Origin of the sequence: Arthrobacter sp. S41 (genome assembly GCF_004320535.1) — a bacterium.
GTDB lineage: Bacteria > Actinomycetota > Actinomycetes > Actinomycetales > Micrococcaceae > Glutamicibacter.
In genome coordinates, this window is the sequence record NZ_SIHY01000003.1 from 318,541 (window position 1) to 343,808 (window position 25,268).

Consider the following 25,268-nt stretch of genomic DNA (forward strand, 5'->3'; position numbering starts at 1 on the left):
GCACTTGGCTCCACCAAGAATTGCACTGTGACGCACGTCATGTCAATCGTTTTCGATAACGTTTTCGAAATCCTTAGCGAAAACGTTATCGAAAATTTGCTAATCACCGGTCACAAGTCCACAAACACCACTGTTTTCGCGGATTTATGCGCTACTGTTAGTCGGGTGATGACCCCTGAGACCCAACACCACGTGAATGCCACCGCTGGGCAGTTTCCAACGTCTGCCGAAAAGCCAGCGGAAGGCCGAGTGACCATCAATGATGTGGCACGCGTTGCCAAAGTTTCGGTGTCCACCGTTTCCAAAGTTGTTAACGGTCGTTACGGCGTTGCACCAAGAACCATCACTCGCGTGCATCAGGTCATCAATGAACTCGGTTACGAAACTTCACTGGTCGCATCCTCGATGCGCAACTCTCAAACGAACATTATCGGCATCCTGGTTGCCGAATTTGAGCCCTTCGCCCTGGAGCTTCTCAACGGAATATCCGCCACCCTGCGCGGCACCAAATATGACCTCATGGCCTACGCTGGCAACCTGAGCCCAGAAGGGCATGTCGGCTGGGAACGTCGTTCACTCTCACGCTTGGGTGGAACGCTCATTGACGGGGCCATCATTGTCACCCCAACCGTAGAAATCCCGCACAGCTCAGTGCCTGTTGTCGCCATCGACCCGCAGGCCGGCACCGATATGCCCAACACCGTAGACGTGGACAATTCTGGTGGCGCATATACGGCCACCAAGCACCTCATTGATCTGGGCCATCAACGCATTGGGCATATCCGTGGGCGCGATGATTTGAATTCCGCACACCTACGCGAAGAAGGCTACCGGCGAGCGCTGGATGAAGCCGGCATCAAATTTGATGAGCAGTTGATCCACGCTGGCGATTACCAATGGGACACCGCGACGCAAGCGGCCGAACAACTCCTCGCCCTACCGGTGCCACCCACCGCAATTTTTGCGGCCAACGATATCTCCGCCTTGGCGGCCCTAGAGGTCGCCTCCGCACGTGGACTCGCCGTTCCGCAGGAACTATCCATTATCGGCTTTGACGATATTCCCGCCGCTGCCCAATCCGCCCCCGCGCTCAGTACCGTGCGCCAGCCGCTGCATGAAATGGGTAGTCATGCGGTGAGCATGCTCTTGGCTTTGCTTCAGGGTGAAGAGGTCACCGAGCCGCACCAGCTACCTGCCGTGTTGGTTCCGCGCGATACCACCGCTGCCCCACCGCAGAGCTAAAACAGTTCAGAAAACAGCCAACCCGCTATTCCGAATGATTCGGAATAGCGGGTTGTGAGACCAAAAAAGCAACTACTGGTTACAGGCCCAGCTCCTTTTTGCCGTAGGCAAACAGGTACGGCACGCCAGCTTCAGATTCAATACGTTCCTTGGCACCGGTGTCACGATCTACGATCACGGCTACGGCAATCACGTTGCCGCCAGCTTTGCGCACACCTTCAACTGCGGTCAGCGCCGAGCCACCGGTGGTGGAGGTATCTTCAAGCACGATGACGTCGCGTCCCTCAACGCTTGGGCCCTCAACCTGACGACCCATGCCGTAGGACTTCTGCGCCTTGCGGACCACAAACGCATCAATGGCGCGGTCCTTGGCGCGAGCGGTATGCATGATGGCGGTGCCCACTGGGTCAGCGCCCATGGTCAAACCACCAACATTGGTGAATTCCAGCTTGGCTTCATCAAGCAGGTCAAGCATGACCTCGCCGATCAAACCCGAAGCTTCCTGGTGCAGACTTACACGACGCAGGTCGATGTAGTAATCGGCCTCCTTGCCCGAAGACAAGATGACCTTGCCACGCACAATGGCTAGTTCTTGGATCAGTTCTTTTAGTCGCGCACGGGCGCCGGTTTCGCTCATACCCTCGATTCTAGTCGGCATCATCGCTAGGCTGATTTTATGAACGCACAACGCCCCTTGGGTTACTGGTTAAAATTGGTGGATTCGCTGATTGACGAGCAGTTTGCAGCGACTCTAGAAGAACACGGTGTGACACGCCGGCAGTGGCAGGTCCTGAACTTGCTAGAACATCAACCTGCCAGCGAAGCGCAGCTAAACACCGACCTCTCCCCCTTCTTCGCGTCCGAAGATGAACCGCAGTCGCTCAGTGAGCACTTGGCCGAGCTGGTGGAATCCGGGTGGGTCACCGTACATAACGGTGAGTATTCGATCACTGGACGTGGCCACACCTCACTGCTGAAGCTCAGCGAGCTAGTGGAGAAGATCCGCACGCAGTTCGGTCAGGATCTAGACGGCTCAGAATATGACGCTGTTATCCAGACTCTGGAAAAGATTGCGCGCAGCCTGGGCTGGGAACCGGAGCAAGAGCCACAAACTCCCTAACCACTGATCAACGCCTATGTTGAGAACAGATTAAATTTCGCGGCAAACGCCATCGTAGTTGCCCTGCGCCCACCCCCACTGCCTAGGATTAAAGACATGCGTGAATTGCAATCACAGATCATTGAAGAGTTGGGCGTACGCCCTGAAATTGACGCCACGCAGGAGATCCGGCGTCGGGTCGATTTCCTCAAGGAGTACCTCGCCGCAACCGGCGCCAAGGGGTTCGTGCTGGGGATTTCTGGCGGTATTGATTCAACCTTGGCCGGTCGCCTAGCCCAGTTGGCAGTGCAGGAAGTCCGCGAGGCCGGCGGCGAAGCTCGCTTTGTCTCGGTGCGCCTGCCTCATGGAGTACAGCAAGACGCCGCTGATGCTGCCGCGGCCATGGATTTCGTCGCTGCAGATGAACAGTACGAAGTAAACATCGCAAAGCCCGTCGCCGCACTGGATGAAGCTATTGCCGATGCCGGTTTGGATAAGATCAGCGACTTCAACCGTGGTAACGCTAAGGCGCGTACCCGCATGATCGTGCAGTACGCGCTGGCTGGTGACCGCGGCCTGTTGGTACTGGGCACTGACCATGCTGCCGAATCCGTCACCGGATTTTTCACCAAGTTTGGCGACGGCGGAGCAGACCTCTTGCCATTGGCTGGCTTAAACAAGCGTCAAAACCAGTCCCTATTACGTGAGCTCCAGGCTCCTGAGTTGCTGTGGTCGAAGAAGCCTACCGCTGACCTTCTTGATGGTCAGCCGCAGCGCACCGACGAAGATGAACTTGGGCTGACCTACGAGCAGATTGATGACTATCTTGAAGGTCGCGAGATTAGTGAGGCTGCTGCCCAAGCCATCGAGAAGCGTTTTGTGAATTCCCGTCACAAGCGTGCAGTCCCAGCCACCTATTGGGACAAGTGGTGGCGGGCCTAAGGCTCACGCCAATCCGGTGATTTCCTTCAACGCCTGAACATGTTGCGCAAAGGCCTCTTGCCCGCTCGAAGTTAGCTTCGCCCAGGTACGGGGCCTTTTGCCTACGTAACCCTTTTTGATACGCACGTATCCAGCTGCCTCCAACGCGCTCAAGTGCCTAGAAAGCACCGAGTCGGAAATTCCCACCGTTTCCTTCAGGGTTTTAAAGTCAGCCTCATCTACAGCTCGCAAAGATCCCATGAGTGAGAGTCTGACCGGATTTGAGAAGTCCTCATTGAGTCGTTCGCGAGCGTGGCCGCTCATTTGCGCACCATCACTATTCCAGTGAGACACAGCGGCGCAGCTACGATAAGCCCCGTCAACGCGGTAACACACCAACCCATTTCACCCGCGTTAAGCATGGCAACCGCAACCATGTACAGGGCCATACTCCCGAAGAATCCGCGAAGATATAGTTTGGAAAATCCCCGCGGTAGTGAACGGTATAGCTTTGCGTAGGCCAACGATATTGCTACAACAGCTATGACAAAAAGTGCGGTAAGAATAATGAATCCGGTGAAGTTTTTCTCGGGGCGGTAGACCTGCAATAGGGCCGCTAGTGACCCGATGAGCAAACCCAAGATCACGCAGTAAACGCCCATGAGTTTGGCGCCGTAGCCGGAGGCGCGCTCCATGCGCTGTTGCACCACATTCAGGGCGGCCAGTTGCTCATCGGCATTCATCTGCTCTTCGGAACTCATTTGCCGGCCGCCTTGCGAGCTTTGTTCTGACGCTGTGCGTAAATAGAGGACATCGTCACGGTGACCGCGGTAAAGAAAACAATCCCCACGCAGAGCAGGTAGGAATGACCGGTAACGTAGGCGGTCATCGCCAAGGCGAGGAAGATCAAGCCTCCCGCGCTAATGATGGCGACGTACCAAGAATTGAAGGTCATCTTCATTGCCCTACTCCTTTGCCTGCGAACCTAACGAATACCTTCAGACTAACAAGTACTTTCCATATTGGAAAGTACTTGTTGAAACATTCTTTGAGCTACCGTGGCCATCAGGTCGAGCGGGCGCTCTTTTCATTCCCTAGGAAGTCCAAGTATATTGTTGGACTAAGTCTTCTAATTTAGGGGTATCTCAATGGCTTCACCTTTGTCCCGCGATCCGATCGCCCAAGCGCGAGAACAATGGATCTCACACGGGTGGAAAGCTGAGGCCGAACCGATGGCAGCAATCACCGCAGTGATGCGTACTGCCTCAATTTATTTACAACGAGCCGACTCCATCCTGAAGCCTCATGGCCTGACCTTTGCCCGCTTTGAGGTGCTTGCACTGCTGGGATTCTCCAAGCGCGGTTCCCTGCCTATGAGCCAGGCCAGCGAGTTACTACAGGTTCACGCCACCAGCCTGACCAACTCGGTAGACCGGTTGGAATCCACCGGTTTGGTTCGGCGCATGGCGCACCCTACCGATGGGCGCACGCGTTTATTAGAACTGACCAAACAAGGTCAGCAGGTATTAAACGCGGCCCGCGATGATCTTAACGAACTGCTCTTTGCCCAGAGCAATCTCTGTGCTTCGGACGCTACCGAATTATTTGAGATCCTCTCCCGCTTCCGCAAAGCCTCCGGAGACTTCGTCTAAAGTCTCAAACCATCAGCGCGAAATTTAGTGCTCCAGCAATGCAAAATTCAGCTCCGCCCCGGGAAGGGGACCGAGCTGTTTTGCGGTGCGTTGTTCGTGGCTTAGGCCCGGCAGGTATTCAACCCAGTGTGGCGTCCGGTCCTTGTCGATAACCGCGGCCCGGATACCCTCAGCAAAATCAGGATCATCTAACCGGTGAACCACTGCACGGAATTCACGCTGGAGATCCACCCGAAGATCTCCTCCGGCTTGTTGTATCAGCTCATCGGTCAGTCGCACCGAACTTGGGCAGGCAGCTTGCAGCGCCTTCGCCATCTGTTGCGCCTTCGGAGCCGATTCTTTGTGAAGTTCAAGCAACACTGTTCGCAGATTCTGATGGGTGAAAGCCTGCACCCATTCTTCGTGCATAAACCCCTCGGCTGGCTCTTCAGCGAAATGCCCCAATAATGCATCCACCGGCTCACTGGCCAGCTTCTCTAGCAGTTCTGCTAGCCGCGCCTGCGGAACATAAACATCGGCCAGGCCGAGCAGCATGGCATCGGCTGCACCAAATTTGGTTCCGGTCAGGGCCGCAAGGCGGCCTGCTGCTTGAGGCGCCTTAGCTAGAAGGTGCGTTCCACCAACGTCTGGGAACAGACCGATACCCACTTCAGGCATGCCACAAAGACTTGTCTCCGTGACAATTCGGTGACTGCCATGGGCGGAGATTCCGATGCCACCGCCAAGTACGATTCCGTCCATGATGGCGATATATGGCTTGGGGTATTCACTGATCAAGGCGTTGAGTTGGTACTCAATACGCCAAAAATTCTCCGAAGAACCGGTGCGTTCCTTGATGTCTCGGTAAATAGCCACGATGTCGCCACCGGCGCACAGTCCCCGCTCCCCTGCACCTTGCACCGCCACCTGAACAATTTCAGGGTCATCTCGCCACTGCAACAAAGCTTCAAGAGCTAACTGGCACATTTCGGCATTAAGCGCATTCAGCGCTTTGGGCCGGTTCAGCGTGATCAAACCCAAATGCCCACGTCGTTCAGTCAAAATTTCAGGCAACGTTGCCTCCTTGGAATGAATGGCGCCACAGTTTGACTAAGAATATACTCGGGCTTCCGAGTAAATTGAAGTGGCACACTTCCGCAAACTTGATAGGTTGAACTAGTGAAGATTGCAACTTGGAATGTGAACTCGCTACGAGCCCGCGCTGACCGCGTGGAGGATTGGCTGCAGCGCTCAGATGTAGATGTCCTGGCTATTCAGGAAACAAAATGCAAAGACGATAATTTTCCGTGGGAATTGTTTGAGAACAATGACTACGAGGTAGCCCACTTTGGCGTGAACCAGTGGAACGGTGTAGCCATCGCCTCCCGTGTGGGACTCGAAAATGTACAACGAACGTTCCCGGGCCAGCCAGAATTTGGCAAGGGTGGCAAGAACCCGATTCAAGAACCGCGCGCCATTGCCGCGACGTGTGGCGGAGTCCAGGTGTGGAGCCTCTATGTTCCCAACGGTCGCGCCCTAGACGATGAGCACATGGCCTACAAACTTCATTGGCTTGATGAGCTGAAGCAGCGTTCTGGCCAGTGGCTCAGCGAAAACCCCGAAGCGCAGATCGCTTTGATGGGTGACTGGAATATCGCACCGAAAGATGAAGATGTCTGGGATATCGACTTCTTCTTAGAGAACAAGCTCACCCATGTTTCCGCACCCGAACGCGCAGCTTTCAGCGCCTTTGAGGAGCTTGGATTCAAGGATGTAGTTCGCGACTACACTGAGGGACAATTCACCTACTGGGATTACACCCAGCTGCGCTTCCCAAAGGGTGAAGGTATGCGCATTGACTTCTCGCTAACTTCCCCGGCCCTCACCGCGCGAGTGACTTCTGCGAGCATTGACCGTGAAGAACGCAAGGGTAAGGGCGCCAGTGACCACGCGCCTGTCATCGTGGAGTTGTCGGACTAACTATGAACCCAAAATTGACTGGGCCCACCAGCGAACTTACTTCGGCCACAGCACTTCTTCGTGTCTACGAACCACTAGATACCTTTGAAGATTGGGCCCAGTCGATGATCTTGCGTGCGCCGGCACGCACCGCTGATCAATGGGATGAGTTTGAGAACGCACGTCTATGGCAGCGCACCTTGCGTAGCGTCTCAGACCCGTTCCCACACAACGAGCCCGAATTCTTCCGCAGCGTGAAGACCTTGGACTATCAGGGCACCGAACATACCCGTTACTGCCCCGGGCAACTGCAAGCCCGCAGCTTCCTGGCGACAGAACAAGCCGAAGAAGCCATTCGCCCCGAGGTATTCGATCTATTGGTTCCGCCGGTTTCTCGTGAAGCCAACTCACAGCGGATCGATCCAGATCGTTTGGCTGCAGATCTAACACACCTACATACCCGTACCTCTTCGTGGGGAATTCCGCTGAGCTGGTTTGCGCTGTTCCGTGAAGACGACGAATGCGAAACGGTGCACGAGGGTGAACGCCTGAAGACCGTGCGCATGTATATCGGTTTTGAACAGGCCGTAGAGCGCCTAGCCTGGGCCGTGCAGACTTTAGTTACCCATGCGCCGCAGTCCCAGCTTTTTGAAGAGCTAGGAGACCTCGGCAGTTGGCTCGAGTCCTTTGATAGCCGCTCGGTAATTGAGCTGGACTATGGGCTACTGGCTGAGATTGTTTGGCCCGATGATTCCGCCAGTGATCTCTTGGATGGCCTTCAAGCAATGGAAGATGGTGACATGACAGGCGCAGCTGCGGCATACCGCCGTTTGAGCAACCGATGGTTGGGTCCGCGTCACCTTGGTCGAGCGAACTGACGTGCTGTAGATACAGCAAAAGCTCCGGTAATCAAACCGGAGCTTCTGTTCATATGCGACCCTGACGGGACTTGAACCCGCGACCTCCGCCGTGACAGGGCGGCGCGCTAACCAACTGCGCTACAGGGCCTAGTGTTTTGAATTTATTTCAATACACACAGTAAAACCCTCGGTAAACCGAGGGCCTGCGTGGCTCCGACCGGCGTCGATCCGGTGACCTTTCGATTTTCAGTCGAACGCTCTACCAACTGAGCTACAGAGCCTGGTACCACTAAGTGGACACCAAATTTACTAATAGATTAGTAAATTGAGCGACCCTGACGGGACTTGAACCCGCGACCTCCGCCGTGACAGGGCGGCGCGCTAACCAACTGCGCTACAGGGCCTTGCTTTCGCAAGCCAATGGATTTCTCCATCTAACAATCATAAAATGATTGCTTGTACCCCCAACGGGATTCGAACCCGTGCCGCCGCCGTGAAAGGGCGGTGTCCTAGGCCGCTAGACGATGGGGGCCTAAGTTCGCTTCGGTTTCTTGCTTCTCCGTAGCGGACTCCAATAACTATACGTGGGGTTTTTTGATTTCGCAAAATCGGCTCCTGATCCAAATTTTCGATGCTCAACTCAGCGTCCTCGCCTAGGCTGAAAACATGCTTTTGAACATCAGCGACGACGAGTTTGAGCAGCTAGTTGAACAGGCCATCGACTCCATTCCGGACTCCGCCATAGACATGATGCAAAACGTCATTTTCTTCATCGAAGACGAGTACACGCCACGTCCAGGCGAGCCAGAAAACCTTGAAATCTTGGGGCTTTATGAGGGTACAGCCCTCACCGAGAGAGATTCAGGATGGGACGCCGGAGCGCTGCCTGACCACATTACAATCTTCAAAAATCCGACCCTTCGGGCCTGCGAAACTTATCAAGACGTGGTGCGTGAAATTCGAATCACGCTCATGCACGAAGTGGCCCATCACTTTGGAATCGATGATGAAAAATTGCATGCTTTGGGGTGGTCCTGAGGCAAAAAACGCAAAAACTTGTTTTGAGATCTGCCTCACAAAGTTCAACGAAGCTGGTGGCCAGAGACCGAATAAAAGAGAGGCGGACCACACGCCTGGCTCGCGCGGATATTTGGGAACACGCCTGCGTCCATCTTGCCGCTTTCCAGTACGTGCCAAACGCTCCCTATTAACGCACCCACTTTTTACTGTCGTTAGGAATCACCCCCGGGACGTGCTGCCCGCGTTACCAACGCTTCACCTTTAGTTCAGTGCACCAAGCCTCGGGACATAAATTCAGAAAATTTTTCCAAGGTTTCTTTCAGAAAGTTCACCACGCGCAATTACACGTTCCCGCAGATCACGCGCTAAAACCGCAGATGAATTACACGTTTGGGATTCATGTGACTGATGTGAACAGTGTTGCCAAGGGTGTCACGATTAGCCTAATGTGCTAATTGGAGTCTTATCCAAATCGTGATCTTTCTACCTCAGAGAGTCACGTTTTCAAGATTCCACGTCATCCAAGTACTTAGTGAGGAACGATATGGCTACTCGCCACACGCTCAGTGTTGCCGCAAGCACGCTGGCCCTAGCAGCATCCTGCCTTGCAGGTGCTCTACCTGCTTCCGCATCAACCGCTGCTACGTTCCCTGCATCTGTGTCCATTGCAGCTGCACCAAGCACTTCCGCGTTGCCTACTGACGCAGAGATCAAAGAAGCCAAGAAGAATAAAGACTCGACGAACGCGATGATCGCTCGCATCGAGGAATCCCTGGCTTCCAGCCGCGCTGAAATGCAGCGAGTAGAAAACGAAGCTGCTCAGGCGCAAGAGTCACTGCTATCGGCCGGCGAAGAGCGCGATCTGCGCACCGCTGATGCCAAGAAGGCAGTCCAGCAGCTGGATTACGCAAAAACCTACCTTGCACAGAGCCGCAAGGATCTAGGCGCTATCGCCTCTGATATTTACCGCAACGGTGCAGGCAACTCGACACTAGGCCTGTTGCTGGATGACAACCAGGATGGTGACCTGTTCCGAAAGGCCGCCACCATTGACGCACTGAGCGAACAGCAGGTGAAGTCGGTCAACACCGCTTCCGAAGCTGAAGCACTGGTTTCGGCATGGCAGGAATACGCTGACGCAGCACAAAGCGCCGCTGAAGATGCCGCCGCAAATTACGACTCCGCCGCAGCTACCGCCAACAGCACTCTTTCCACCTATGAGAACGCTGTTGATCCGGAAAAGAAGCTTCGCGATGAACTAATCAGCAACCTTGCTACTTTGCAGCAGAAGGAAAAGGCTGAAGTTCGCAAGGCAGTTGAGAAAAAAGAGAACGAAGAGCAGCAAGCAGCCCTCGAAGAGGTTATCGCTACTGCAGACACTGCCGAAGCTCCAAAAGAAGCACCTGAAGCTATCAAGCCACTTGCTGTAGCTGCGCCACAGGAACTTGAGCCAACTGAAGACTCCAAAGAAGAAGCCACGGTTAAGCCAAAGGCCGTAGCAGAACCAACGGAACTTGAGACTACCGAGGACTCTGAAGAAGAGGACACGGTCAGGCCAAAGGCTGTAGAGCTCGATACGGTAACTCCTACCCTCGCTCCAGAACCTCCTAAGTCGGCTGATCCTGAGCCAACCAAGACTGCAGAGCCAAAACCAACTAAGACGGCCGAACCAAAGCCGACTAAGACTGCAGAGCCAAAGCCGACTAAGACTACAGAACCTAAGCCGACCAAAACGGCCGAACCAAAGCCAACCAAGACCGCTGAACCTAAGCCGACCAAAACGGCCGAACCAAAGCCAACCAAGACCGCTGAACCTAAGCCGACCAAAACGGCCGAACCTAAGCCAGCTCCAAAGCCACAGCCAACCAAGACTGCTGAGCCAGAGCCAACCAAGACCGCTGAGCCAGAGCCAGAGTCTTCAGGTAAGAGCTACTCGGCTGCTTTCGCTTGGGCGCTAAAGACCGCTGACGATCCAAGCAAGTACTACGTCTACGGTGCCAACGGTCCAAACGCATTTGATTGCTCGAGCTTCTCGCAGCGTGCTTTCGGCCAGTCGGGCATCAACCTGCCACGCACCTCGACCCAGCAGTTCTTCAGCGCACCACAGCACGTGTCGCTGAGCAACCTGCGCCCAGGTGACCTGGTGTTCTCGTCCTCCAACGGTGGCGCATCGTTCTACCACGTTGCGATCTACATCGGTAACGGCAACGTAGTACACGCCCGTAACCCAAGTGTTGGTATTTCGGTAACGCCATTGAGCTGGGTCAACAACCTGTACTCACAGGCAGCTCGCTACTAAGCAGCAGCCAACATAGACTAACGGCCACACACCCTTGGGGTGTGTGGCCGTTAGTCTATGTTCATTTAGTTATTTCTACTGTTCCTGGGCGCGAGTATCGAACTTATGACGATCAGCCAAGCGAGGATCCTCCGAGTCAGGGACCACCATCACCGGCCCCTTGGAGTGGTGCAGCACGCCCTGAGACGTGGAGCCCAACAGCATGCCGGTAAATCCGCCACGACCTCGTGAACCGGTCACCGTGAGTACCGCGTGCTCAGACTCGCGAATCAGCACCTCCACCGGTGGCCCAGAAACCACGTCGGTTTCAATCTGCAAATCTGGGTAGTGGGAATTAAGCCATCGGGTTCCAACGCCCATCTGATAGCGGACATCTTCTAGCACTGCCTCCTGGTCGATGGTCGCTGGCATCCATGCCAGCGCTGCACCCACCGGCGGCACCGCACAAATCAGTCGGATCGGCAGGCCGATGGCCATCGCAGCATCAGCGGCAGCTAGCACGGCCGAACGAGCTCGGTCCGAACCATCAATACCAACCACCACCGCCTTGCGCTCATTTGTGCTCGCGGCTCCGGCTTCTTGCTCCTTGGACATGCACAAAGGCACCACGACGGTAGGGCACTTGGAGTGTGCCGGAAGCGCCGAAGACACCGAGCCGAGCAAGCGACCAACAAAGCCACCACGGCCTCGGGTGCCAACAACAACCAGCTCCGCATCCGCGCTAAGATCCAGCAATACACCGGCCGGATCCCCGGATTCGATATAGGTGCGGATCTGCGCCTGGCTGCCTTCAAGATCGGCCCGCGCCTGCCGGACGATTTCCTCGGCTCCGCCGCGAATCAAATCATCGTCCAGGGTCGAGTAACCAGCATCCATGGAGGACGCGGCGAAGACCGGGATGGTGTAGGCGGAAACGATATTCAGCACGCTTCCGCGGCGCACCGCCTCGCGTTCGGCCCACCGCAAAGCGCACTTGCTTTGCTGCGAACCATCAACACCGACAACAATTCCTTCGATCTTTTCTGCTGCGACTGGCGCTTCATCACTCATCTGAATCGCTCCTTCATAACCTCAGATCAACATGGGTGTGATTTCCCTTACCTCCAATGTACTTGCTTTGGCAGTTACTAGGTGTGAGTTGGGTCTAAAGTTTTCTGATTGTGCCTAGTTAGTTAGAAGTTAGATATCGATACGCAACAAAAACAACATAGAATTTTTCCATGTCCTCCTCCACCAAAACTGCTTCCGGCACGTCTGCGGCCGCGCGGATCGACCGGTACTTCAAGATTTCGGAACGGCGCTCCACGTTCTCCACCGAGGTTCGCGGCGGCATCGCCACCTTCTTCGCGATGAGCTACATCGTCGTCCTCAACCCGCTGGTGCTTTCCGGCGCCGACTCCTCGGGCGGCGAGTTGGGCATCCAGCGCGTTGCCGCGGTGACCGCTTTTGTGGCCGGCATCCTGACCATCCTCATGGGCATCTGGGCCCGCCACCCCTTCGCCATGGCCACCGGCCTTGGCGTCAACGCCTTTGTGGCCATCACCGTGGCCACCAACCCGGAACTGACCTGGGCCGACGTCATGGGCCTGGTGCTCATCGCCGGTGTGGTCATGTTCATCCTGGTGCTCACCGGGTTCAGAACCGCGGTCTTCAACGCGGTTCCGGCCGGGCTGAAAACGGCCATCGTCGTGGGCATCGGCATGTTCATCGCGCTGATCGGCCTGGTCAACGCGGGCTTCGTGCAGCGCATCCCGGACGCCGCGAACACCACCGTCCCGGTGGGACTGGGCTTTGATGGTGAACTGATGGGCTGGCCAATCCTGGTCTTCATCATCGGCTTGCTGCTGACCATGGCTTTAGTTGTCCGCAAGGTTAAGGGCGCGATCCTGATCGGTATCGTCGTCTCCGCGGTAATCGCCAACATCCTTGAATCCATCTTCCACATTGGCACGTTTAAGACCGGCACCTGGTCGCTGGTTGTTCCGTCCTTGCCAAACTGGACTTTGCCTGACCTGTCGCTGATCGGGCACGTCAACATCTTCGGCGCCTTCAGCAAGCTGGGCTTCACCGCCGCCTCGCTGCTGGCCTTCGTGATCCTGCTATCGATCTTCTTCGACGCCATGGGAACCATGGTTGGTCTGGCTTCTGAAGCTGGCACCATGGATGAAAACGGTAAGATCCCAGACGTGGATAAGGTCCTGATGGTTGATGCAGCCGGCGCTATCGTCGGTGGCGGTACCTCGAGTTCCTCGGCGCAAATCTTTGTGGAATCCGGCGCCGGCATCGGCGAAGGTGCACGCACCGGTCTGGCGTCTGTGGTGACCGGTCTGTTGATGATCGTGGCCATGTTCCTGAGCCCGCTGATCTACTTGGTGCCTTTCGAAGCTGTGGCGCCTGCACTGGTAGTTGTTGGTTTCATGATGATCACTCAGGTCTCAAAGATCGACTGGAACGACTGGGGCATTGCGCTGCCAGCATTCCTGACCTTCACCCTGATGCCTTTCACCTACTCGATCGCTAACGGCATCGGTGCAGGCTTCATCTCCTACGTCTTCATCCGCGCCACCCAGGGCCGCGCCAAGGAAATCCACCCATTGATGTGGGTTGTTTCCGCGGCCTTTGTGCTGTTCTTCGGCATTGGCTTGATTGAAATGTGGGTTGGGGTCTAATACTCACCACTTGTCTTCACAGCCCGTCATGACCTAGTCATGGCGGGCTGTTGTGCATCCAGAGCAAAGGCAGAAAATGGTTAGACTGTTGCTCATGAGTCAACAACAGACCAATGAGTGGATTCAGGTTGCTGCCGGGCTAAAAAACCCTTCAATGCGTCAGCTTCTTGGTGCAGTGCTTTCCGGGTCCGACCTTGCTGAGCAACCTGCCAAAACCCAACGCAAAGATTTAGCGCGCTGGGTGAAAATCGGTTTGTTATCCGAAGCGGATGACTGTTGGGTACTCAACGAGCAGTTCTTGGAGCGAACGCTAGCCTCGGCCGCGGCAACAAAGCCGGAGTCCAGCGGCATTCAGCGTTTTTTCACCGGTCACCGTTTGGATACCTTGCCGGCCAAGCCGGCGGACCGCCACGAGGTACTGGTCTACCTTCGTGATGCGATCATCGGCCAGGATGATCAACTGCGCGAGGAACAGGTTAATGAGCGCCTGCGGGTCTTTCACCCCGATGTGGCACTGTTGCGTCGTTACATGGTTGATCACGGCCTTTTGCTGCGTGCTGCTGATGGCTCCAGCTACCAGCGCGGTGCCGCTAACTAGGCCAGGATTGCGCTGGCGCCGGTAGCGAAGCGTTGCACACCTGCCCCTGCAACCAACTGTGCTGGCAAGGGTGCGGTGCGCAGGTTGCGTTCAAATCCGGCCCCGAGCTTCAATGGTTCGTCGCTGGCCAAGAACACGATGTTCCCGTAGCGACGGCCCTTAAGCATTGGCGGGTCGGCGATCATGGCCACGTGTTCAAAGACCTCTAATAGGGTGGCGGCCTCAGCCTTAGCTCCGGCCAGATCGGCGGTGTCACCACAGTTGATGATGTACACACCTCCCGCATCCAGAACCCGCTGGGCATCTCGCGCATACTCCACCGTGGTCAGCTGCCGCGGTGTGGTGCTTCCGGCAAAAACGTCGCGGATGATGACGTCGCGGCTGTCATCACTCAGGGTTGGCAATACCGCGGCGGCATCGCCCACACGAAGGCGCACCAGCGGAGCACGAGGCACGTCGAATGAGGTACGGACCAGCTCGGCCAGCTTGGCATCGAGCTCCACCACCACCTGGCGAGCGTTCTCGTAGCTCGCGGCCACCCAGCGGGCCATCGAGCAACCGCCGCCGCCTAGGTGCAGCACCCGCAGTTTTCGGGCGCGGCCGTCAAAGTCTTCGGCGGGGAAACCATAGGTGAAAATCGGTTCCATCCAGCGCATGTACTCAAAGTCCAGGTACGTCGGGTCGTCGAGGTCAATATGCGAGGACGGGACCCCGTTGACCTTGAGGATGTACCGGTTTCCGCCGTAGGGATCGGACTCAATAATGGCTGTGCCCGTATCAATGGGGAATTCGCCGAGCAATGAGTCCTTGGAGTCCCTAGCCATGGGCGCGTACCATCCGTCTTTCAATCAATCCCTGCCAGGTGCCCACCAGTGACTCGGTAGTTCCATCGGCTTTAAAACCCTGCTTTTCAAAGAAGGCCTGGGCTCGCGAATTACCTTCCAGCACCCAAACCAGCGCATCACGCTGACCGAGCACCACGTCCATCAGGTGTGCACCCAGCCCGCTGCCGTAGTACTGCTTTTCTACGTAGAGCATGCCCAGCTCGATCTCAACGCCGGTGTCTTTGTCTTCTTCAATGGTTGGGGTACCGCCGGCAAGGCCAATGATCTTGCCCTGCTCATCTTCGGCGATAAAAAATTGCGCGCCGGAAGCCAAGCCCCGCTCCCACCAAGCTACTTGGCCTTCGAGCTGTTCTTGGTGATGGGCGAAGAAGGAGGGCTCGCGTAACGCAGCATAGGCTTCGCGCCAGGAATCAAGTTTCATTTCCAAGGCTGGGCGTACGTCGTTTTCGGTCGCCAGTCGGATTCGGTAGTCGTTCATTTGTGGCACATTTCTAGCCTACGGCAGTGCTTGGGCTTATTTCTTTCAACGCTCCCGGCACCCCTCCTACTTAAGTAGCATTGCGAACTGTCCAAAGGTTTGAAAAAATACATGTATCGCATCAAATCAAACTGGAGCAGAAAAGGGAGAAGGCTTGCATCAAAATACGAAGTACGCCTATCTAACCGCGGGCCTAGTCGGCTCGCTGACCCTGACTATCAGCCTTTCATCAACGCTCTGGGTCATCCTGCTCGGATGCATTCTTTTGGCCGCCGGCTTCAGTCTCATCTCAAAACTCGAGCGTATTTGGGGCCCGGCCACACCGCAGCATTACTACTACATCGTCCCGATGCTCATTGGCCCGGTTGTTGCAGGATTAGTGCGCAACACCGAATACGCCCTATGGATCGGAGCCCCGGTCGCCGTGATCTGCGCTGTGGCAATGTACGTCTTGATTATCAAGGCCCCACCTTTTGCTCCGGAGGCCGACGAGGAACCCGAACGCAGCTTCAGCGAACACCACTCGGCACGCTAGTACCGTCTCCGCATTTTTACAGCACCCTGGCCAGCGCAAACCCGTCCCAGCCCTTGGCGCCCACTGTTTGCAGTGCGGTGGCTGAGACCCGCGAATGATAACGTAGCCAGATCAGTGCCTCTTGGACTCCTCACACGTCGGCTTCTTGGCTTCCCAATTGGCCCGAATCATCCAAGATCGCCCCGCCTCGCACCACGTTGTCTGAGACCAGCACCGTTCCCGGGTGCGAGAGTTCCAGCGCTCGTTGAAGATAGATCACGTTATTGCGCTTGTCGGCATCGATAAAGATCAGATCAAATGCCTCGGTGCGTTTGGTAATCAGTGAGTCTAAGGTTGCTTGGGAGGCACCTAATTTGATTTCTACACGGTCGCCAAGCCTGGCCCGTTCGAGGTTTCCTCTCGCTACGCGGGCATGCAAGGGCTCAAATTCGCAGGTAATCACCTTGCCCGATTCACCAACACCAAGGGCCAGCCAGCTGGTGGAGTAGCCACCTAAGGTCCCGATCTCTAGCACTCGGCGAGCGCCAATCATCTGCGCTACTAACTACAGAAATTTTCACTGCCCCGTGCTGACTTCAATGGACGGCAGCCCCGAGGCCCGATCATGCTCACGGCCTTTTTCCAGGGCCTGGACCTGAAGCCCGAGGGATTCTTCCAGATACTGCTCAACCGCACCGGCCTCACGTTCAGCCCTATGGTGAATCATGGCGACGCACTCTCCTAACTATCCTTGATAGCCTTCTCAAGCCGTTGAATCTTCGCGTCAATTTCGCCCTCGTAGCCGGGACGAATATCGGCTTTGAGCACCAGCGCAACGCGGGATCCGAACTTTCCAGCGGCCATCGTGGCCTGCTTAACGACCTCCATAACCTCGTCCCATTCACCCTCAATTTCTGTGAACATGGAGCTGGTGCGATTAGGCAGACCGGAATCACGCACGATCTTCACAGCTTCAGCCACGGCATCGTGGACTGAACCGTTGGGGTTGTCGTTACTTGGGGCTACAGAAAAAGCTACAATCATGCCTCTACTGTCCCACTTACTTGGCTTAGGCCGCTAGCCCGGTGGCCCGCAAGAGCACCGCTGCCAGTGCGCCAGCCAATACCACCACCAGGTAGGGCGCTTTGAAGATCAGCGCAATAATTGCCGCTGCCAAGGCGCCAATGCGGGCATCAATTTTCAGTTCTTGGCCCGAGGTGAAGGCGTTTACTGTCACCAAGGAGGCCAGCAGGGCAACGGTCAAGGTGGAAGCCACATGGGACATCATCGGCGAATCCAGCACCTTGCGCGGGACAAAATAGCCGCACAATTTGATGGCATAGGCCGTGAGGCAACTGGCTAGAACCCACCAGCTTAATTCACTCATTGTTACTCCCCGTCCACACGGTCTAGATCACCGTGCTGGGTAGCAGCAGGCTTTTGTCGCGCCGAAAGCACCGCATAAACGGCGGCACAAATAGCAGTTAAAAGGATCGGTAAGCCCGGTGCAACCACCGGCACCGCGAGCGCAGTAACGATCGCCGCCGCGAGCGCGATCAGTATCGGTTGCATCGACTTGAGCCTCGGCCACAGCAACCCAATAAACGCGGCCACCGCTGCACCGTCGAGGCCCCAAGCGGCAGGATCCCCCATCTTCTCACCCAGCAGTGCTCCCACCAGGGTAAAGAGATTCCACAGCAGATAAACGCCAATGCCCGCGGTGAAAAATCCGCGACGCTTTTCGCCGATTTCTGCTTGTCCTAGGCTCACGGCCGTGGATTCGTCGATGGTTATTTGGGCCATTCCCGGCACCTGCGCTGCGCGCGGGCGCAAGGATTGTTTAATCTGCATCCCGTATACCGCGTTGCGGATGCCCAATAATGAAGCCGCGGAAAATGCCGCCGATGCGGCCCCGCCGCCAGAGATCACGCCGATAAAAGCGAACTGCGATCCGCCGGTAAACATCAGCGCGCTCAGCGCGAGTGTCTGCCACAGGTTCAGCCCCGCGGCGATGGATAACGCACCAAAAGAAATACCGTACAACCCGGTCGCGACCGCGATGGATAGGCCCATCTTGGTGGCCGGGGTCAACCATTTATTCACTTGTATCGCTCATCTTTTAATGCTGTTCCAATTCCCGGCGAAGCTCCACTGGCCGGTTGCTGGTGAGCTCACCAACCCCAAGGTCAATCAAATACTGTGCATCGGCAGGGCGGTCCACCGTCCAGATGCGAGCATGTCGCCCTTCGGCCAACCATTGGCGCACCATCGGTTCATTGGCACGCGTCCAGGCAACGCCCGAGCCGATAATCCCGGCTCCACCGGCGTTGATCAGTTCAATGCCTTCGGCCACCGAACGGTACAGCACCGAATACACACCGGCCCGGCCCACCTGCCCCGAATCTACAAGCTCCTGAATGTAATCGGGATTCACCTCGGTCATCAGCTGGCAGAGCAAGTCCGGATTCACCTTGCGGCCAAGGTAGCGCAATGAGCCAGGATCAAAGCTCATCAGTGTCACCGCGATCTGCCCCGCGCTTCCGGCCCGCCCGGTTTGAGGATCAAAACCGTGAGCAGCAAGGACCTGCATGACCCGGTCTTCAAGTAGATACCCATAAGGGCTGGGGTGTTTGATCTCCACAGCCAAACCCACCGGTTTGCCGCGTTCTTCGATCAGCGTCAAAAGCTCATCAAGGCTCAGTAGCTGCTCATTTTCCGTGCCGTACTCTGCCGGTACTTCGGTCGGTACAACCCCGGTGAAGTCCATGGCTTTGAGCTGCTCGAGGGTAAAGGTAGATACCAGTCCCGAGGCATCAGAGGTGCGATCAACGGTGGGGTCGTGGTGGCATACCACTTGACCGTCCAAGCTCAAATGGACATCGCATTCAATACCGTCCGCACCCTCATCAATGGCCTGCAGGTAGGCGGCCCGGGTGTTCTCCGAATATTTGTGGGAACTGCCGCGGTGGGCGAAAAAGAGCGTATCCATAGTCCCTACGCTACGCGATCTGTCGCTTATTTCCACCCCTTAGTGTCATCACGCAGGCGTGCATAGTTCGCATAAATTTCTGGACGGGATTGCGCCTCATAGGTAGTGGACTCGGCGCTATTCCATACCGGCGGTTGATCCTGCCCGCTCAGTGCCCAGGCCGCTTGCCTCGCAGCACCCAAGGCCACGTACTCTGCTGTTTGCGGGACCTGGACGGCGACGCCGAAGATCTGTGGGGCGATCACTCGCACCGCTTCGGACTGCGCTCCCCCACCGATCAGCAAGATGCGTCGGGTTCTCACCTTGGTGCTCGCCTCCAGGGCAGCCACCGCATCTTTCATGGAGCACAACAGTCCTTCCACATACGCGCGAGCAATCTGTTCGCGGGAAGTGCTGGTGCGTAACCCCTGTAATAGACCGGTGGCTTCGGGCCGATTGGGGGTACGTTCTCCGCCAAAGTAGGGCAGTAATACAACCCCGCCCGAGCCCGGTTGTGCAGCCAACGCGAGGTCTGAAAATTCTTGTTGTCCCACCCCGAGCATGCGGGCGCCGAAGTCCAGCACCGGTGCCCCGTTTAGCGTGCAGGCCAGTGGCAAAAATTTGTCGTTGGCGGCCACAAAGCCGTTAACCATGCCCGATCCGTCATGCACGCTGTGTTCTACCACTGCGGAGGCCACCCCGGAGGTGCCCATGGAAATGCAGACGTCACCGGGCTGCAGATCCAGCCCCAAGGCGGCCGCCATATTATCTCCGGTACCCGCACCGATTACCGCCCCGGTGGACGTTCGACCGACCACCTCGTTGCCCTGCGCTAGGCGTGGCAATTGCACCTGGTGCCCCAACGCTGCGGCAGCTATTTCGGGTACAAAGCGGCGCTGCGCTGGGGAATAGTATCCCGTACCCGAGGCGTCCCCATGATCACTGACCGCCTCTTTGCGTCCACCTAAATGCCAGGTGAGGTAGTCGTGTGGCAATAAGACCATCGCTGTGCGTTCTGCGTTCTCCGTTTCCTGATCACGTAGCCAACGTAGCTTGGTCACCGTCAGTGAGGCCACCGGTACGCTGCCAATCTGCTGCGCACAGGCCAGCTCGCCGCCGAGCTCTTCGGTCAGCTCCCTTGCTTGTTGCGCCGAAGAAGTATCATTCCACAGCATCGCGTCACGCACCGGATTCCCGTGCTTATCAAGGGCGACCATGCCGTGTTGTTGGCCGGCAATGGACACCGCTGAGGCCCGCTGAAGTAATCCATCGGTGGCCGCTTCAAGTGCGGTGATCCACTCTTGCGGGTCAACCTGTGTTCCCTGCGGATGCCCATGGCGTTGTTCGGCCACTACTTCACCACTGTTCGCGTCGACCAACAGTGCCTTACAGGACTGGGTGGAGGAATCGATGCCTAGTACATAGGTGGGCTTCATGGCTGCGCCTTTGCAGAGGTGGTGGCTATGTGAATGCGTGGGCCCAGCTGCTGCAGCTGGGTCATCAGTGCGTCATCAAGTTGATCATCGATCACCACATCGTCGAACTCGGACAGGTTCATCACATGATAAATGCCTGCCGATTCATATTTGCTGGAGTCCACCACCAGGATCTTGCGTCGCCCCATCTGCAGCAGGCTGCGTTTGGTGCGCGCTGCCTCGGCATCCGGGTGTAATAAGGCGTTGTTCTTGATGGCGGTGGTGGAGACAAAAACTGCGTCGGCGGTCAGCCGTTGTGCTTGTTCGACCACGATGGAGCCGAGGAAGGAATCGGTTTCGGCATAGTACTGTCCACCGAGGCCCACCATGTCGATATGTGCCATGGCCGAGACCGCGCCCATGAGCGCCAGCGAGTGGGTGATTACCGTGGAAGGCTCGCGCTCTTCTAGGTGCGCACCGAGCGCCCCAACCGTGGTGGAGTCATCCAGCGCAATCACCGAATTGCGTTCGATCAGCTTGGCGGCGATGGCGGCAAGCTGACTTTTTAGCTCAGCGTTCAGGTGCCGACGCAGGCGTACATCGCGTTCGGCCAGCCGGGCGGTAATGGCTCGTGCTCCACCGCGGATGCGCTCGAGCCGGCCTTCCTTGGCCAGGTAGTCCAGGTCGCGGTGGATGGTCATGGCGCTGACCGAGAAGAGCTCGGCCAATTCCTCCACCCGTGAAGTGCGCACCTTATTAACGTGCCCGGTGATTTCGTCCCGGCGGGTCTCTGGAGGCAGCCCCTGACTTAAGCCGGGACCATCGTTTTCAACATCGAATTCGTGATTTGCCACATCTCTGATGATAGATGCTGCGTCTCAAGTCTCAAAACATCACTTTCTTCAAGTTTTTAACAGAAAATCTGTTGAGTTTGTTTGTTTGGTGTTAGATTGGTTCAATCGATCACACCGGCAAGGCCGTCGCAAAGGAGCGTCATGACCACAAACTCAACGCCAACACACCCCTCGATCTTTGATCGCCTAGGGCTACCGCGTCCGCTCCTATGGGGTTTTGTGGGCCTGATGATCTTCATGATCGGCGACGGCGTAGAAACCAACATCCTCGCCCCGTACCTCACCGGCGAACATGGCTTCTCCATCCCGCTGGCCGGAACCCTGGTCACCATCTACGGAGTGGCCGTAGCCATCGCTGCCTTCCTCTCCGCTTCGCTTTCCGACCTCTGGGGCCCACGCAAGGTGATGTTCATCGGAGCCGGCATCTGGGTGATTTTTGAACTGCTCTTTTTGGGCGTCGCACTGAACACCTCAAGCCTGCCTCTGATCTTTATCGCCTACGGACTACGCGGATTTGGCTACCCATTTTTCGCCTACGGTTTCCTCGTCTGGATTTCGGCCACCGCCAACGCCAAACGACTGGCCGTGGCCATTGGCTGGTTCTACGTAGCCTTCAGCTCCGGACTGCCAACCCTCGGCGCACTGACCGCCAGCGCCAGCCTTGAACTCTTCTCCCTGAGCTACTACCAAACCCTTTGGGTCTCACTGGCCCTGGTGGTCATCGGAGCGGCCATCGCGCTGATCGGCGTGAAGGAAAAGACCGGACGGGCACCGTTGGTGGCCAATCCCGAACAGGTTTTCAGCACCATGAGCTTCGGCCTGCGCCTGCTGGTGAGCAACCGCAAGGCCCTGATGGTCATGCTCACCCGAACCATCAACTCGGTCCCCACCTACGGCATGGCCATCTTCTTCCCGGCCCTGTTCGTGGACCGCTTCGGCTGGAGCGTGGGCCAGTTCCTGATCCTGACCACTGTCATCTACGCGGTGAACATCCCGTTCAACCTGTTCTTTGGCGCACTGGGTGACAAGCTGGGCTGGTCCAAAGTGGTGGTGTGGTTTGGCGCGGTGCTGTGCGCGATCTCCATGGCAGGACTGTACCTCGTACCAGCGTGGGCCACCGATCACGGTTACCCCTTCGCCTACCCACTGGCCCTGATCATCGGTGCGATCTTTGGCATCGGGCTGGCAGGTTTTGTTCCACTCTCGGCCATCGCCGTGTCCCTAGCTCCCGAACATCCAGGGGCAGCCATGGCCTCCTATAACCTCGGCATCGGCGCCGCCGTCTTTGCTGGCCCACTGCTGGTCGCCGTGCTCTACAACGTACTTGGTGCTGCGGGCATGGTCTTCCTCTTTGCAGCCCTCTACCTCGTCGCGGCCCTGATGTCCCACGCACTGCGCGGCACCCAGCCGGGCTTTCAGGGTGTCGCCCAACCCGCCGCCGTCAGCACCCACTAATCGATCCTGACTAAGGAGCATTGAATAATGAAACTGAGCAACCACACCCTGAACCAGGTTGACCCGCAGGTTCGCACCCCACAGTACGACCGCAAACAAGCCAGCGCCGGCATTGTGCACTTCGGCGTAGGTGGCTTCCACCGCGCTCACCAGGCCATGTATCTGAACCGGCTGATGAATCAGGGCCAGGCATTGGACTGGGGAATTATCGGCATGGGCGTTATGGAGTCCGATCAGCGCATGCGCGATGTACTCAAGGACAGCGACGGGCTCTACACCCTCGTAGTGAAAAACCCTGATGGCTCCCGCGATGTTGAAGTCATCGGTTCGATCCTCGACTTCCTCTACGCACCAGATGACATAAACGCCGCCATCAACCAGCTGGCCGATCCTGCGATCCGCATCGTCTCACTGACGGTCACCGAAGGCGGCTACAACGTCCACCCAGTCACCGGGGAGTTTAATACCGCCAATCCGGCCATCGCCGCCGACCTTGCCAACCCGCAGGCACCACGCACCACCTTCGGGTTGATTAGCGCCGGGCTGAAGCTGCGCCGAGCCCGTGGCATCGCCCCCTTCACCGTGATGAGCTGCGACAACATCCAAGGTAATGGCGAAGTGGCCCACAAGATGTTTGGTGCTTTTGCTTCCGCCCTCGATGCCGAGTTCGGCCAGTGGGTCCAAGAGAACGTGTCCTTCCCAAACTCCATGGTGGACCGCATTACCCCGGTCACCACGGATGCCGATCGCGCCGACGTCATGCAGCGTTATGGCATCGAGGACGGCTGGCCAGTTGTCTGCGAAGATTTTGAGCAGTGGGTGCTGGAGGACAAGTTTGTTGCCGGCCGCCCACCCTACGAAGAAGCTGGCGTGCAATTGGTTGACGACGTGGTGCCCTACGAGCTGATGAAATTGCGCCTGCTTAACGCCACCCACCAGGGCCTATGCTACTTTGGCCACCTCGCCGGCTACCAAGCGGTGCACGACGTGGCCCGCAACAAGTTGTTTGCAGACTTCTTGCTTCGCTACATGAAAAACGAGGCCGAGCCGACCCTGCGCGAACTGCCCGGCGTTGACCTGGACGCCTACCAGCACAAGCTCATTGAGCGCTACAGCAATGAGTACGTTGCCGATACCGTGGCCCGCCTCTGCGCGGATTCCTCCGATCGCATCCCCAAATGGCTCATGCCAGTGGTTCGCGAAAATCTTGTCGCCGATCGTGAGGTCACCTTATCCGCAGCCATCGTCGCCAGCTGGGCTCGTTATGCCGAGGGGACCGATGAAGCGGGCGAAGAGATCACCATCGTGGACCGCTTGGCCGAAGAGGTCAAGGCTGCCGCGGCTAAGCACAGCGAAGATCCGCTAGCCTTCCTGCGCCAGCGCGACCTCTTTGGGGACGTTATTGATGATGAACGGTTCACCACCCCGTATCTGAAGACCTTGGAGTCGTTGCATCAGCAAGGCGCTGTGGCCACCCTGGCGCAGCTCATGGATCAGCAGGTCTCCACCCGCTAGCCAACTGGCCTCTGACAGCCGGCCCGCTCGTGCACCCAATGTATGAGCGGGCCGGCCTTATTGTGCGCGAGAATAGTGAACAGCGATCACGCCGTTGCTTAGTGTCTTGGTATCGAGCAGCTGAAGATGACGCGCATCAGGTAAACCAGAGTTGTACAACCGTGGCCCATGCCCAGCGATGATGGGTTGCACTAAAAAGCGATACTCGTCGATCAGCCCTAGCTGATCCAATGCTGTTGCCAGCTTGCAGCTGCCCACCAGCACCCCGTTTGCCGTACGCTCCTTGAGCGCCTGAACTGAGCTAGCCAGGTCACCCATAAGGTGGTGACTGTTGTTCCATGGATACTCGGTTCGAGTGCTAGAAACTACGTATTTGGGCTTGTCCTGCAGCTGGATCGCCCAATCGCGCAATGCCTGGGGTGCGGCAACTTCCCCGCTAGCCACCAGTGGCCAGTAGTCTTCCATCATTTCGTACGTGGTTCGTCCCCACAGCATAACGCCATGCTGGTTCATGAGGTCAGTGAAGTAGTCGTGCGTCTCTTCGTCAGCGATGCCGACCCTATGGTCGATACACCCGTCAAGGGTGACATTGATAGCGAACGTTAGCTGCCCCATCTGCGGATTCTCCTCTGACAACGGCAAGTGCGTGCGTTGACTGTAGAGCCGCTGTCAGCGCAGCGTCAAGGGATCCCAAATGATCTTTGTTCTTAAACAGGAAAAAGGGGGTCGAGCTTCAGCTCAACCCCCTACCAACCAGCAATCAGCGGCCGACAATCAGCAACCAACCCACCAGCTCTGCTGGTTAAACAGGTGAGGCCCCAACCAAAAGGTTAGGGCCTCAAACCAACATTCATCTTTATTAAGTTAAGTCCGGCGGTGACCTACTCTCCCACACCCTCACGAGTGCAGTACCATCGGCGCAGTGG

Annotated in this window: 30 protein-coding genes and 4 tRNA genes; 13 read left to right on the forward strand and 21 right to left on the reverse strand. The window is 56.8% G+C overall.

Going from position 1 to position 25,268, the window contains the following annotated elements:
- The first annotated feature begins 27 nt into the window (after positions 1-27).
- A complete protein-coding gene (locus EYR88_RS15440) occupies positions 28-1,242 on the forward strand; it encodes a LacI family DNA-binding transcriptional regulator (RefSeq protein ID WP_242632616.1) in 1,215 nt (404 codons plus the stop codon).
- Positions 1,243-1,321: 79 nt separating this feature from the next.
- Here the strand turns inward: EYR88_RS15440 and pyrE are convergent, their stop codons facing one another.
- Entirely contained in the window at positions 1,322-1,879 is a 558-nt protein-coding gene (gene pyrE / locus EYR88_RS15445; protein WP_207306536.1) for an orotate phosphoribosyltransferase, read from the reverse strand.
- Between the two features lie 39 nt (positions 1,880-1,918).
- Between pyrE and EYR88_RS15450 the strand changes: the two genes are divergently transcribed.
- A complete protein-coding gene (locus EYR88_RS15450) occupies positions 1,919-2,362 on the forward strand; it encodes a MarR family transcriptional regulator (RefSeq protein WP_131090649.1) in 444 nt (147 codons plus the stop codon).
- 96 nt (positions 2,363-2,458) lie between these two features.
- Positions 2,459-3,283, forward strand: a complete 825-nt coding sequence (gene nadE / locus EYR88_RS15455) for an ammonia-dependent NAD(+) synthetase (protein WP_131090650.1) — start codon at positions 2,459-2,461, stop codon at positions 3,281-3,283.
- Between the two features lie 3 nt (positions 3,284-3,286).
- Here nadE and EYR88_RS15460 read toward each other — a convergent pair whose 3' ends face one another.
- The 3 genes from EYR88_RS15460 to EYR88_RS15470 are packed head-to-tail and all read right to left on the reverse strand — an operon-like array spanning position 3,287 to position 4,223.
- On the reverse strand, positions 3,287-3,586 hold the full coding sequence (locus EYR88_RS15460; RefSeq protein WP_131090651.1) for a transcriptional regulator: 300 nt from the start codon (positions 3,584-3,586) through the stop codon (positions 3,287-3,289).
- Positions 3,583-4,023: a hypothetical protein gene (locus tag EYR88_RS15465; RefSeq protein ID WP_131090652.1), complete on the reverse strand. Its 441-nt coding sequence runs from the start codon at positions 4,021-4,023 to the stop codon at positions 3,583-3,585. Before EYR88_RS15465 ends, EYR88_RS15460 begins: the two co-directional genes overlap by 4 nt.
- Positions 4,020-4,223, reverse strand: coding sequence for a hypothetical protein (locus EYR88_RS15470; RefSeq protein WP_131090653.1), 204 nt, complete (start codon positions 4,221-4,223; stop codon positions 4,020-4,022). Before EYR88_RS15470 ends, EYR88_RS15465 begins: the two co-directional genes overlap by 4 nt.
- A 187-nt stretch (positions 4,224-4,410) precedes the next feature.
- On the opposite strand from EYR88_RS15470, the gene EYR88_RS15475 reads away from it, so the two are divergent.
- Positions 4,411-4,914 carry a MarR family transcriptional regulator gene (locus tag EYR88_RS15475; RefSeq protein WP_131090654.1) on the forward strand — a complete coding sequence of 168 codons (504 nt, stop codon included), beginning with the start codon at positions 4,411-4,413 and terminating at the stop codon, positions 4,912-4,914.
- Positions 4,915-4,938: 24 nt separating this feature from the next.
- Here EYR88_RS15475 and EYR88_RS15480 read toward each other — a convergent pair whose 3' ends face one another.
- On the reverse strand, positions 4,939-5,967 hold the full coding sequence (locus EYR88_RS15480; protein WP_131090655.1) for a 3-hydroxyisobutyryl-CoA hydrolase: 1,029 nt from the start codon (positions 5,965-5,967) through the stop codon (positions 4,939-4,941).
- Between the two features lie 105 nt (positions 5,968-6,072).
- Between EYR88_RS15480 and EYR88_RS15485 the strand changes: the two genes are divergently transcribed.
- Both EYR88_RS15485 and EYR88_RS15490 read left to right on the forward strand, forming a co-directional pair.
- Complete coding sequence (locus tag EYR88_RS15485; RefSeq protein ID WP_131090656.1) at positions 6,073-6,873, forward strand: exodeoxyribonuclease III; 801 nt, start codon at positions 6,073-6,075, stop codon at positions 6,871-6,873.
- Positions 6,874-6,875: 2 nt separating this feature from the next.
- The gene (locus EYR88_RS15490) at positions 6,876-7,730 is read left to right on the forward strand and encodes a hypothetical protein (protein WP_131090657.1); all 855 of its coding nucleotides are present in this window, start codon (positions 6,876-6,878) and stop codon (positions 7,728-7,730) included.
- A 56-nt stretch (positions 7,731-7,786) separates the two neighbouring features.
- Here the strand turns inward: EYR88_RS15490 and EYR88_RS15495 are convergent.
- The 4 genes from EYR88_RS15495 to EYR88_RS15510 all read right to left on the reverse strand — a co-directional run bounded on the left by EYR88_RS15495 (position 7,787) and on the right by EYR88_RS15510 (position 8,244).
- Positions 7,787-7,860, reverse strand: a tRNA-Asp gene (locus tag EYR88_RS15495).
- A gap of 60 nt (positions 7,861-7,920) precedes the next feature.
- Positions 7,921-7,993, reverse strand: a tRNA-Phe gene (locus EYR88_RS15500).
- Positions 7,994-8,042: 49 nt separating this feature from the next.
- Positions 8,043-8,116, reverse strand: a tRNA-Asp gene (locus EYR88_RS15505).
- A 55-nt stretch (positions 8,117-8,171) separates the two neighbouring features.
- Positions 8,172-8,244: transfer RNA gene (locus EYR88_RS15510), tRNA-Glu, on the reverse strand.
- Between the two features lie 134 nt (positions 8,245-8,378).
- Between EYR88_RS15510 and EYR88_RS15515 the strand changes: the two genes are divergently transcribed.
- Positions 8,379-8,750, forward strand: coding sequence for a metallopeptidase family protein (locus EYR88_RS15515; protein ID WP_131090658.1), 372 nt, complete (start codon positions 8,379-8,381; stop codon positions 8,748-8,750).
- Between the two features lie 526 nt (positions 8,751-9,276).
- Complete coding sequence (locus EYR88_RS15520; protein ID WP_131090659.1) at positions 9,277-11,031, forward strand: NlpC/P60 family protein; 1,755 nt, start codon at positions 9,277-9,279, stop codon at positions 11,029-11,031.
- Between the two features lie 75 nt (positions 11,032-11,106).
- Here EYR88_RS15520 and EYR88_RS15525 read toward each other — a convergent pair whose 3' ends face one another.
- Positions 11,107-12,081 (reverse strand): universal stress protein, encoded by a 975-nt coding sequence (locus EYR88_RS15525; RefSeq protein ID WP_131090660.1) that lies wholly within the window; start codon positions 12,079-12,081, stop codon positions 11,107-11,109.
- Positions 12,082-12,251: 170 nt separating this feature from the next.
- Here EYR88_RS15525 and EYR88_RS15530 point away from each other — a divergent pair, with 170 nt between their 5' ends.
- Both EYR88_RS15530 and EYR88_RS15535 read left to right on the forward strand, forming a co-directional pair.
- The gene (locus EYR88_RS15530) at positions 12,252-13,700 is read left to right on the forward strand and encodes an NCS2 family permease (RefSeq protein ID WP_131090661.1); all 1,449 of its coding nucleotides are present in this window, start codon (positions 12,252-12,254) and stop codon (positions 13,698-13,700) included.
- A gap of 94 nt (positions 13,701-13,794) precedes the next feature.
- Entirely contained in the window at positions 13,795-14,298 is a 504-nt protein-coding gene (locus tag EYR88_RS15535) for a DUF2087 domain-containing protein (protein WP_165477400.1), read from the forward strand.
- Here the strand turns inward: EYR88_RS15535 and EYR88_RS15540 are convergent.
- Both EYR88_RS15540 and EYR88_RS15545 read right to left on the reverse strand, forming a co-directional pair.
- On the reverse strand, positions 14,295-15,122 hold the full coding sequence (locus EYR88_RS15540) for a fused MFS/spermidine synthase (protein WP_131090663.1): 828 nt from the start codon (positions 15,120-15,122) through the stop codon (positions 14,295-14,297). The genes EYR88_RS15535 and EYR88_RS15540 overlap by 4 nt on opposite strands.
- Positions 15,115-15,621: a GNAT family N-acetyltransferase gene (locus EYR88_RS15545; protein WP_242632626.1), complete on the reverse strand. Its 507-nt coding sequence runs from the start codon at positions 15,619-15,621 to the stop codon at positions 15,115-15,117. Before EYR88_RS15545 ends, EYR88_RS15540 begins: the two co-directional genes overlap by 8 nt.
- 154 nt (positions 15,622-15,775) lie before the next feature.
- Here EYR88_RS15545 and EYR88_RS15550 point away from each other — a divergent pair, with 154 nt between their 5' ends.
- The gene (locus EYR88_RS15550; RefSeq protein WP_131090665.1) at positions 15,776-16,156 is read left to right on the forward strand and encodes a hypothetical protein; all 381 of its coding nucleotides are present in this window, start codon (positions 15,776-15,778) and stop codon (positions 16,154-16,156) included.
- 130 nt (positions 16,157-16,286) lie between these two features.
- On the opposite strand, the gene EYR88_RS16310 is transcribed toward EYR88_RS15550, so the two are convergent.
- From EYR88_RS16310 to EYR88_RS15585, 8 genes are read right to left on the reverse strand one after another with little or no spacing between them, the layout of a single operon-like run.
- The gene (locus EYR88_RS16310) at positions 16,287-16,688 is read right to left on the reverse strand and encodes a class I SAM-dependent methyltransferase (RefSeq protein WP_242632617.1); all 402 of its coding nucleotides are present in this window, start codon (positions 16,686-16,688) and stop codon (positions 16,287-16,289) included.
- A gap of 24 nt (positions 16,689-16,712) precedes the next feature.
- A complete protein-coding gene (locus tag EYR88_RS16315; RefSeq protein WP_242632618.1) occupies positions 16,713-16,862 on the reverse strand; it encodes a hypothetical protein in 150 nt (49 codons plus the stop codon).
- Between the two features lie 14 nt (positions 16,863-16,876).
- Positions 16,877-17,179 carry a thiamine-binding protein gene (locus tag EYR88_RS15560; protein ID WP_131090666.1) on the reverse strand — a complete coding sequence of 101 codons (303 nt, stop codon included), beginning with the start codon at positions 17,177-17,179 and terminating at the stop codon, positions 16,877-16,879.
- Between the two features lie 25 nt (positions 17,180-17,204).
- Complete coding sequence (locus EYR88_RS15565; protein WP_131090667.1) at positions 17,205-17,522, reverse strand: AzlD domain-containing protein; 318 nt, start codon at positions 17,520-17,522, stop codon at positions 17,205-17,207.
- Between the two features lie 2 nt (positions 17,523-17,524).
- Positions 17,525-18,208 (reverse strand): AzlC family ABC transporter permease, encoded by a 684-nt coding sequence (locus EYR88_RS15570; RefSeq protein ID WP_131090694.1) that lies wholly within the window; start codon positions 18,206-18,208, stop codon positions 17,525-17,527.
- A 46-nt stretch (positions 18,209-18,254) separates the two neighbouring features.
- A complete protein-coding gene (locus tag EYR88_RS15575; RefSeq protein ID WP_131090668.1) occupies positions 18,255-19,124 on the reverse strand; it encodes a glycerophosphodiester phosphodiesterase family protein in 870 nt (289 codons plus the stop codon).
- 26 nt (positions 19,125-19,150) lie between these two features.
- Positions 19,151-20,539 carry a xylulokinase gene (gene xylB / locus EYR88_RS15580; RefSeq protein WP_131090669.1) on the reverse strand — a complete coding sequence of 463 codons (1,389 nt, stop codon included), beginning with the start codon at positions 20,537-20,539 and terminating at the stop codon, positions 19,151-19,153.
- Positions 20,536-21,372, reverse strand: a complete 837-nt coding sequence (locus EYR88_RS15585) for a DeoR/GlpR family DNA-binding transcription regulator (protein ID WP_131090670.1) — start codon at positions 21,370-21,372, stop codon at positions 20,536-20,538. The genes xylB and EYR88_RS15585 overlap by 4 nt, the downstream gene beginning before the upstream one ends.
- A 141-nt stretch (positions 21,373-21,513) precedes the next feature.
- Here EYR88_RS15585 and EYR88_RS15590 point away from each other — a divergent pair, with 141 nt between their 5' ends.
- On the forward strand, positions 21,514-22,827 hold the full coding sequence (locus EYR88_RS15590; protein ID WP_131090671.1) for an MFS transporter: 1,314 nt from the start codon (positions 21,514-21,516) through the stop codon (positions 22,825-22,827).
- A gap of 27 nt (positions 22,828-22,854) precedes the next feature.
- The gene (locus EYR88_RS15595) at positions 22,855-24,342 is read left to right on the forward strand and encodes a mannitol dehydrogenase family protein (RefSeq protein WP_131090672.1); all 1,488 of its coding nucleotides are present in this window, start codon (positions 22,855-22,857) and stop codon (positions 24,340-24,342) included.
- A 57-nt stretch (positions 24,343-24,399) separates the two neighbouring features.
- Here the strand turns inward: EYR88_RS15595 and EYR88_RS15600 are convergent, their stop codons facing one another.
- On the reverse strand, positions 24,400-24,957 hold the full coding sequence (locus EYR88_RS15600; RefSeq protein ID WP_131090673.1) for a dihydrofolate reductase family protein: 558 nt from the start codon (positions 24,955-24,957) through the stop codon (positions 24,400-24,402).
- Between the last annotated feature and the right edge of the window lie 311 nt (positions 24,958-25,268).

Excerpts from the sequence above, each read along its gene's own strand:
- pyrE (WP_207306536.1), bottom strand. The coding sequence starts at position 1,879 with ATGAGCGAAACCGGCGCCCGTGCGCGACTAAAAGAACTGATCCAAGAA.
- EYR88_RS15450 (WP_131090649.1), top strand. The coding sequence starts at position 1,919 with ATGAACGCACAACGCCCCTTGGGTTACTGGTTAAAATTGGTGGATTCG.
- nadE (WP_131090650.1), top strand. The coding sequence starts at position 2,459 with ATGCGTGAATTGCAATCACAGATCATTGAAGAGTTGGGCGTACGCCCT.
- EYR88_RS15460 (WP_131090651.1), bottom strand. The coding sequence starts at position 3,586 with ATGAGCGGCCACGCTCGCGAACGACTCAATGAGGACTTCTCAAATCCG.
- EYR88_RS15465 (WP_131090652.1), bottom strand. The coding sequence starts at position 4,023 with ATGAGTTCCGAAGAGCAGATGAATGCCGATGAGCAACTGGCCGCCCTG.
- EYR88_RS15470 (WP_131090653.1), bottom strand. The coding sequence starts at position 4,223 with ATGAAGATGACCTTCAATTCTTGGTACGTCGCCATCATTAGCGCGGGA.
- EYR88_RS15475 (WP_131090654.1), top strand. The coding sequence starts at position 4,411 with ATGGCTTCACCTTTGTCCCGCGATCCGATCGCCCAAGCGCGAGAACAA.
- EYR88_RS15490 (WP_131090657.1), top strand. The coding sequence starts at position 6,876 with ATGAACCCAAAATTGACTGGGCCCACCAGCGAACTTACTTCGGCCACA.
- EYR88_RS15515 (WP_131090658.1), top strand. The coding sequence starts at position 8,379 with ATGCTTTTGAACATCAGCGACGACGAGTTTGAGCAGCTAGTTGAACAG.
- EYR88_RS15520 (WP_131090659.1), top strand. The coding sequence starts at position 9,277 with ATGGCTACTCGCCACACGCTCAGTGTTGCCGCAAGCACGCTGGCCCTA.
- EYR88_RS15525 (WP_131090660.1), bottom strand. The coding sequence starts at position 12,081 with ATGAGTGATGAAGCGCCAGTCGCAGCAGAAAAGATCGAAGGAATTGTT.
- EYR88_RS15530 (WP_131090661.1), top strand. The coding sequence starts at position 12,252 with ATGTCCTCCTCCACCAAAACTGCTTCCGGCACGTCTGCGGCCGCGCGG.
- EYR88_RS15535 (WP_165477400.1), top strand. The coding sequence starts at position 13,795 with ATGAGTCAACAACAGACCAATGAGTGGATTCAGGTTGCTGCCGGGCTA.
- EYR88_RS15540 (WP_131090663.1), bottom strand. The coding sequence starts at position 15,122 with ATGGCTAGGGACTCCAAGGACTCATTGCTCGGCGAATTCCCCATTGAT.
- EYR88_RS15545 (WP_242632626.1), bottom strand. The coding sequence starts at position 15,621 with ATGAACGACTACCGAATCCGACTGGCGACCGAAAACGACGTACGCCCA.
- EYR88_RS16310 (WP_242632617.1), bottom strand. The coding sequence starts at position 16,688 with ATGATTGGCGCTCGCCGAGTGCTAGAGATCGGGACCTTAGGTGGCTAC.
- EYR88_RS16315 (WP_242632618.1), bottom strand. The coding sequence starts at position 16,862 with ATGATTCACCATAGGGCTGAACGTGAGGCCGGTGCGGTTGAGCAGTAT.
- EYR88_RS15560 (WP_131090666.1), bottom strand. The coding sequence starts at position 17,179 with ATGATTGTAGCTTTTTCTGTAGCCCCAAGTAACGACAACCCCAACGGT.
- EYR88_RS15565 (WP_131090667.1), bottom strand. The coding sequence starts at position 17,522 with ATGAGTGAATTAAGCTGGTGGGTTCTAGCCAGTTGCCTCACGGCCTAT.
- EYR88_RS15570 (WP_131090694.1), bottom strand. The coding sequence starts at position 18,208 with ATGGGCCTATCCATCGCGGTCGCGACCGGGTTGTACGGTATTTCTTTT.
- EYR88_RS15575 (WP_131090668.1), bottom strand. The coding sequence starts at position 19,124 with ATGGATACGCTCTTTTTCGCCCACCGCGGCAGTTCCCACAAATATTCG.
- xylB (WP_131090669.1), bottom strand. The coding sequence starts at position 20,539 with ATGAAGCCCACCTATGTACTAGGCATCGATTCCTCCACCCAGTCCTGT.
- EYR88_RS15590 (WP_131090671.1), top strand. The coding sequence starts at position 21,514 with ATGACCACAAACTCAACGCCAACACACCCCTCGATCTTTGATCGCCTA.
- EYR88_RS15595 (WP_131090672.1), top strand. The coding sequence starts at position 22,855 with ATGAAACTGAGCAACCACACCCTGAACCAGGTTGACCCGCAGGTTCGC.
- EYR88_RS15600 (WP_131090673.1), bottom strand. The coding sequence starts at position 24,957 with ATGGGGCAGCTAACGTTCGCTATCAATGTCACCCTTGACGGGTGTATC.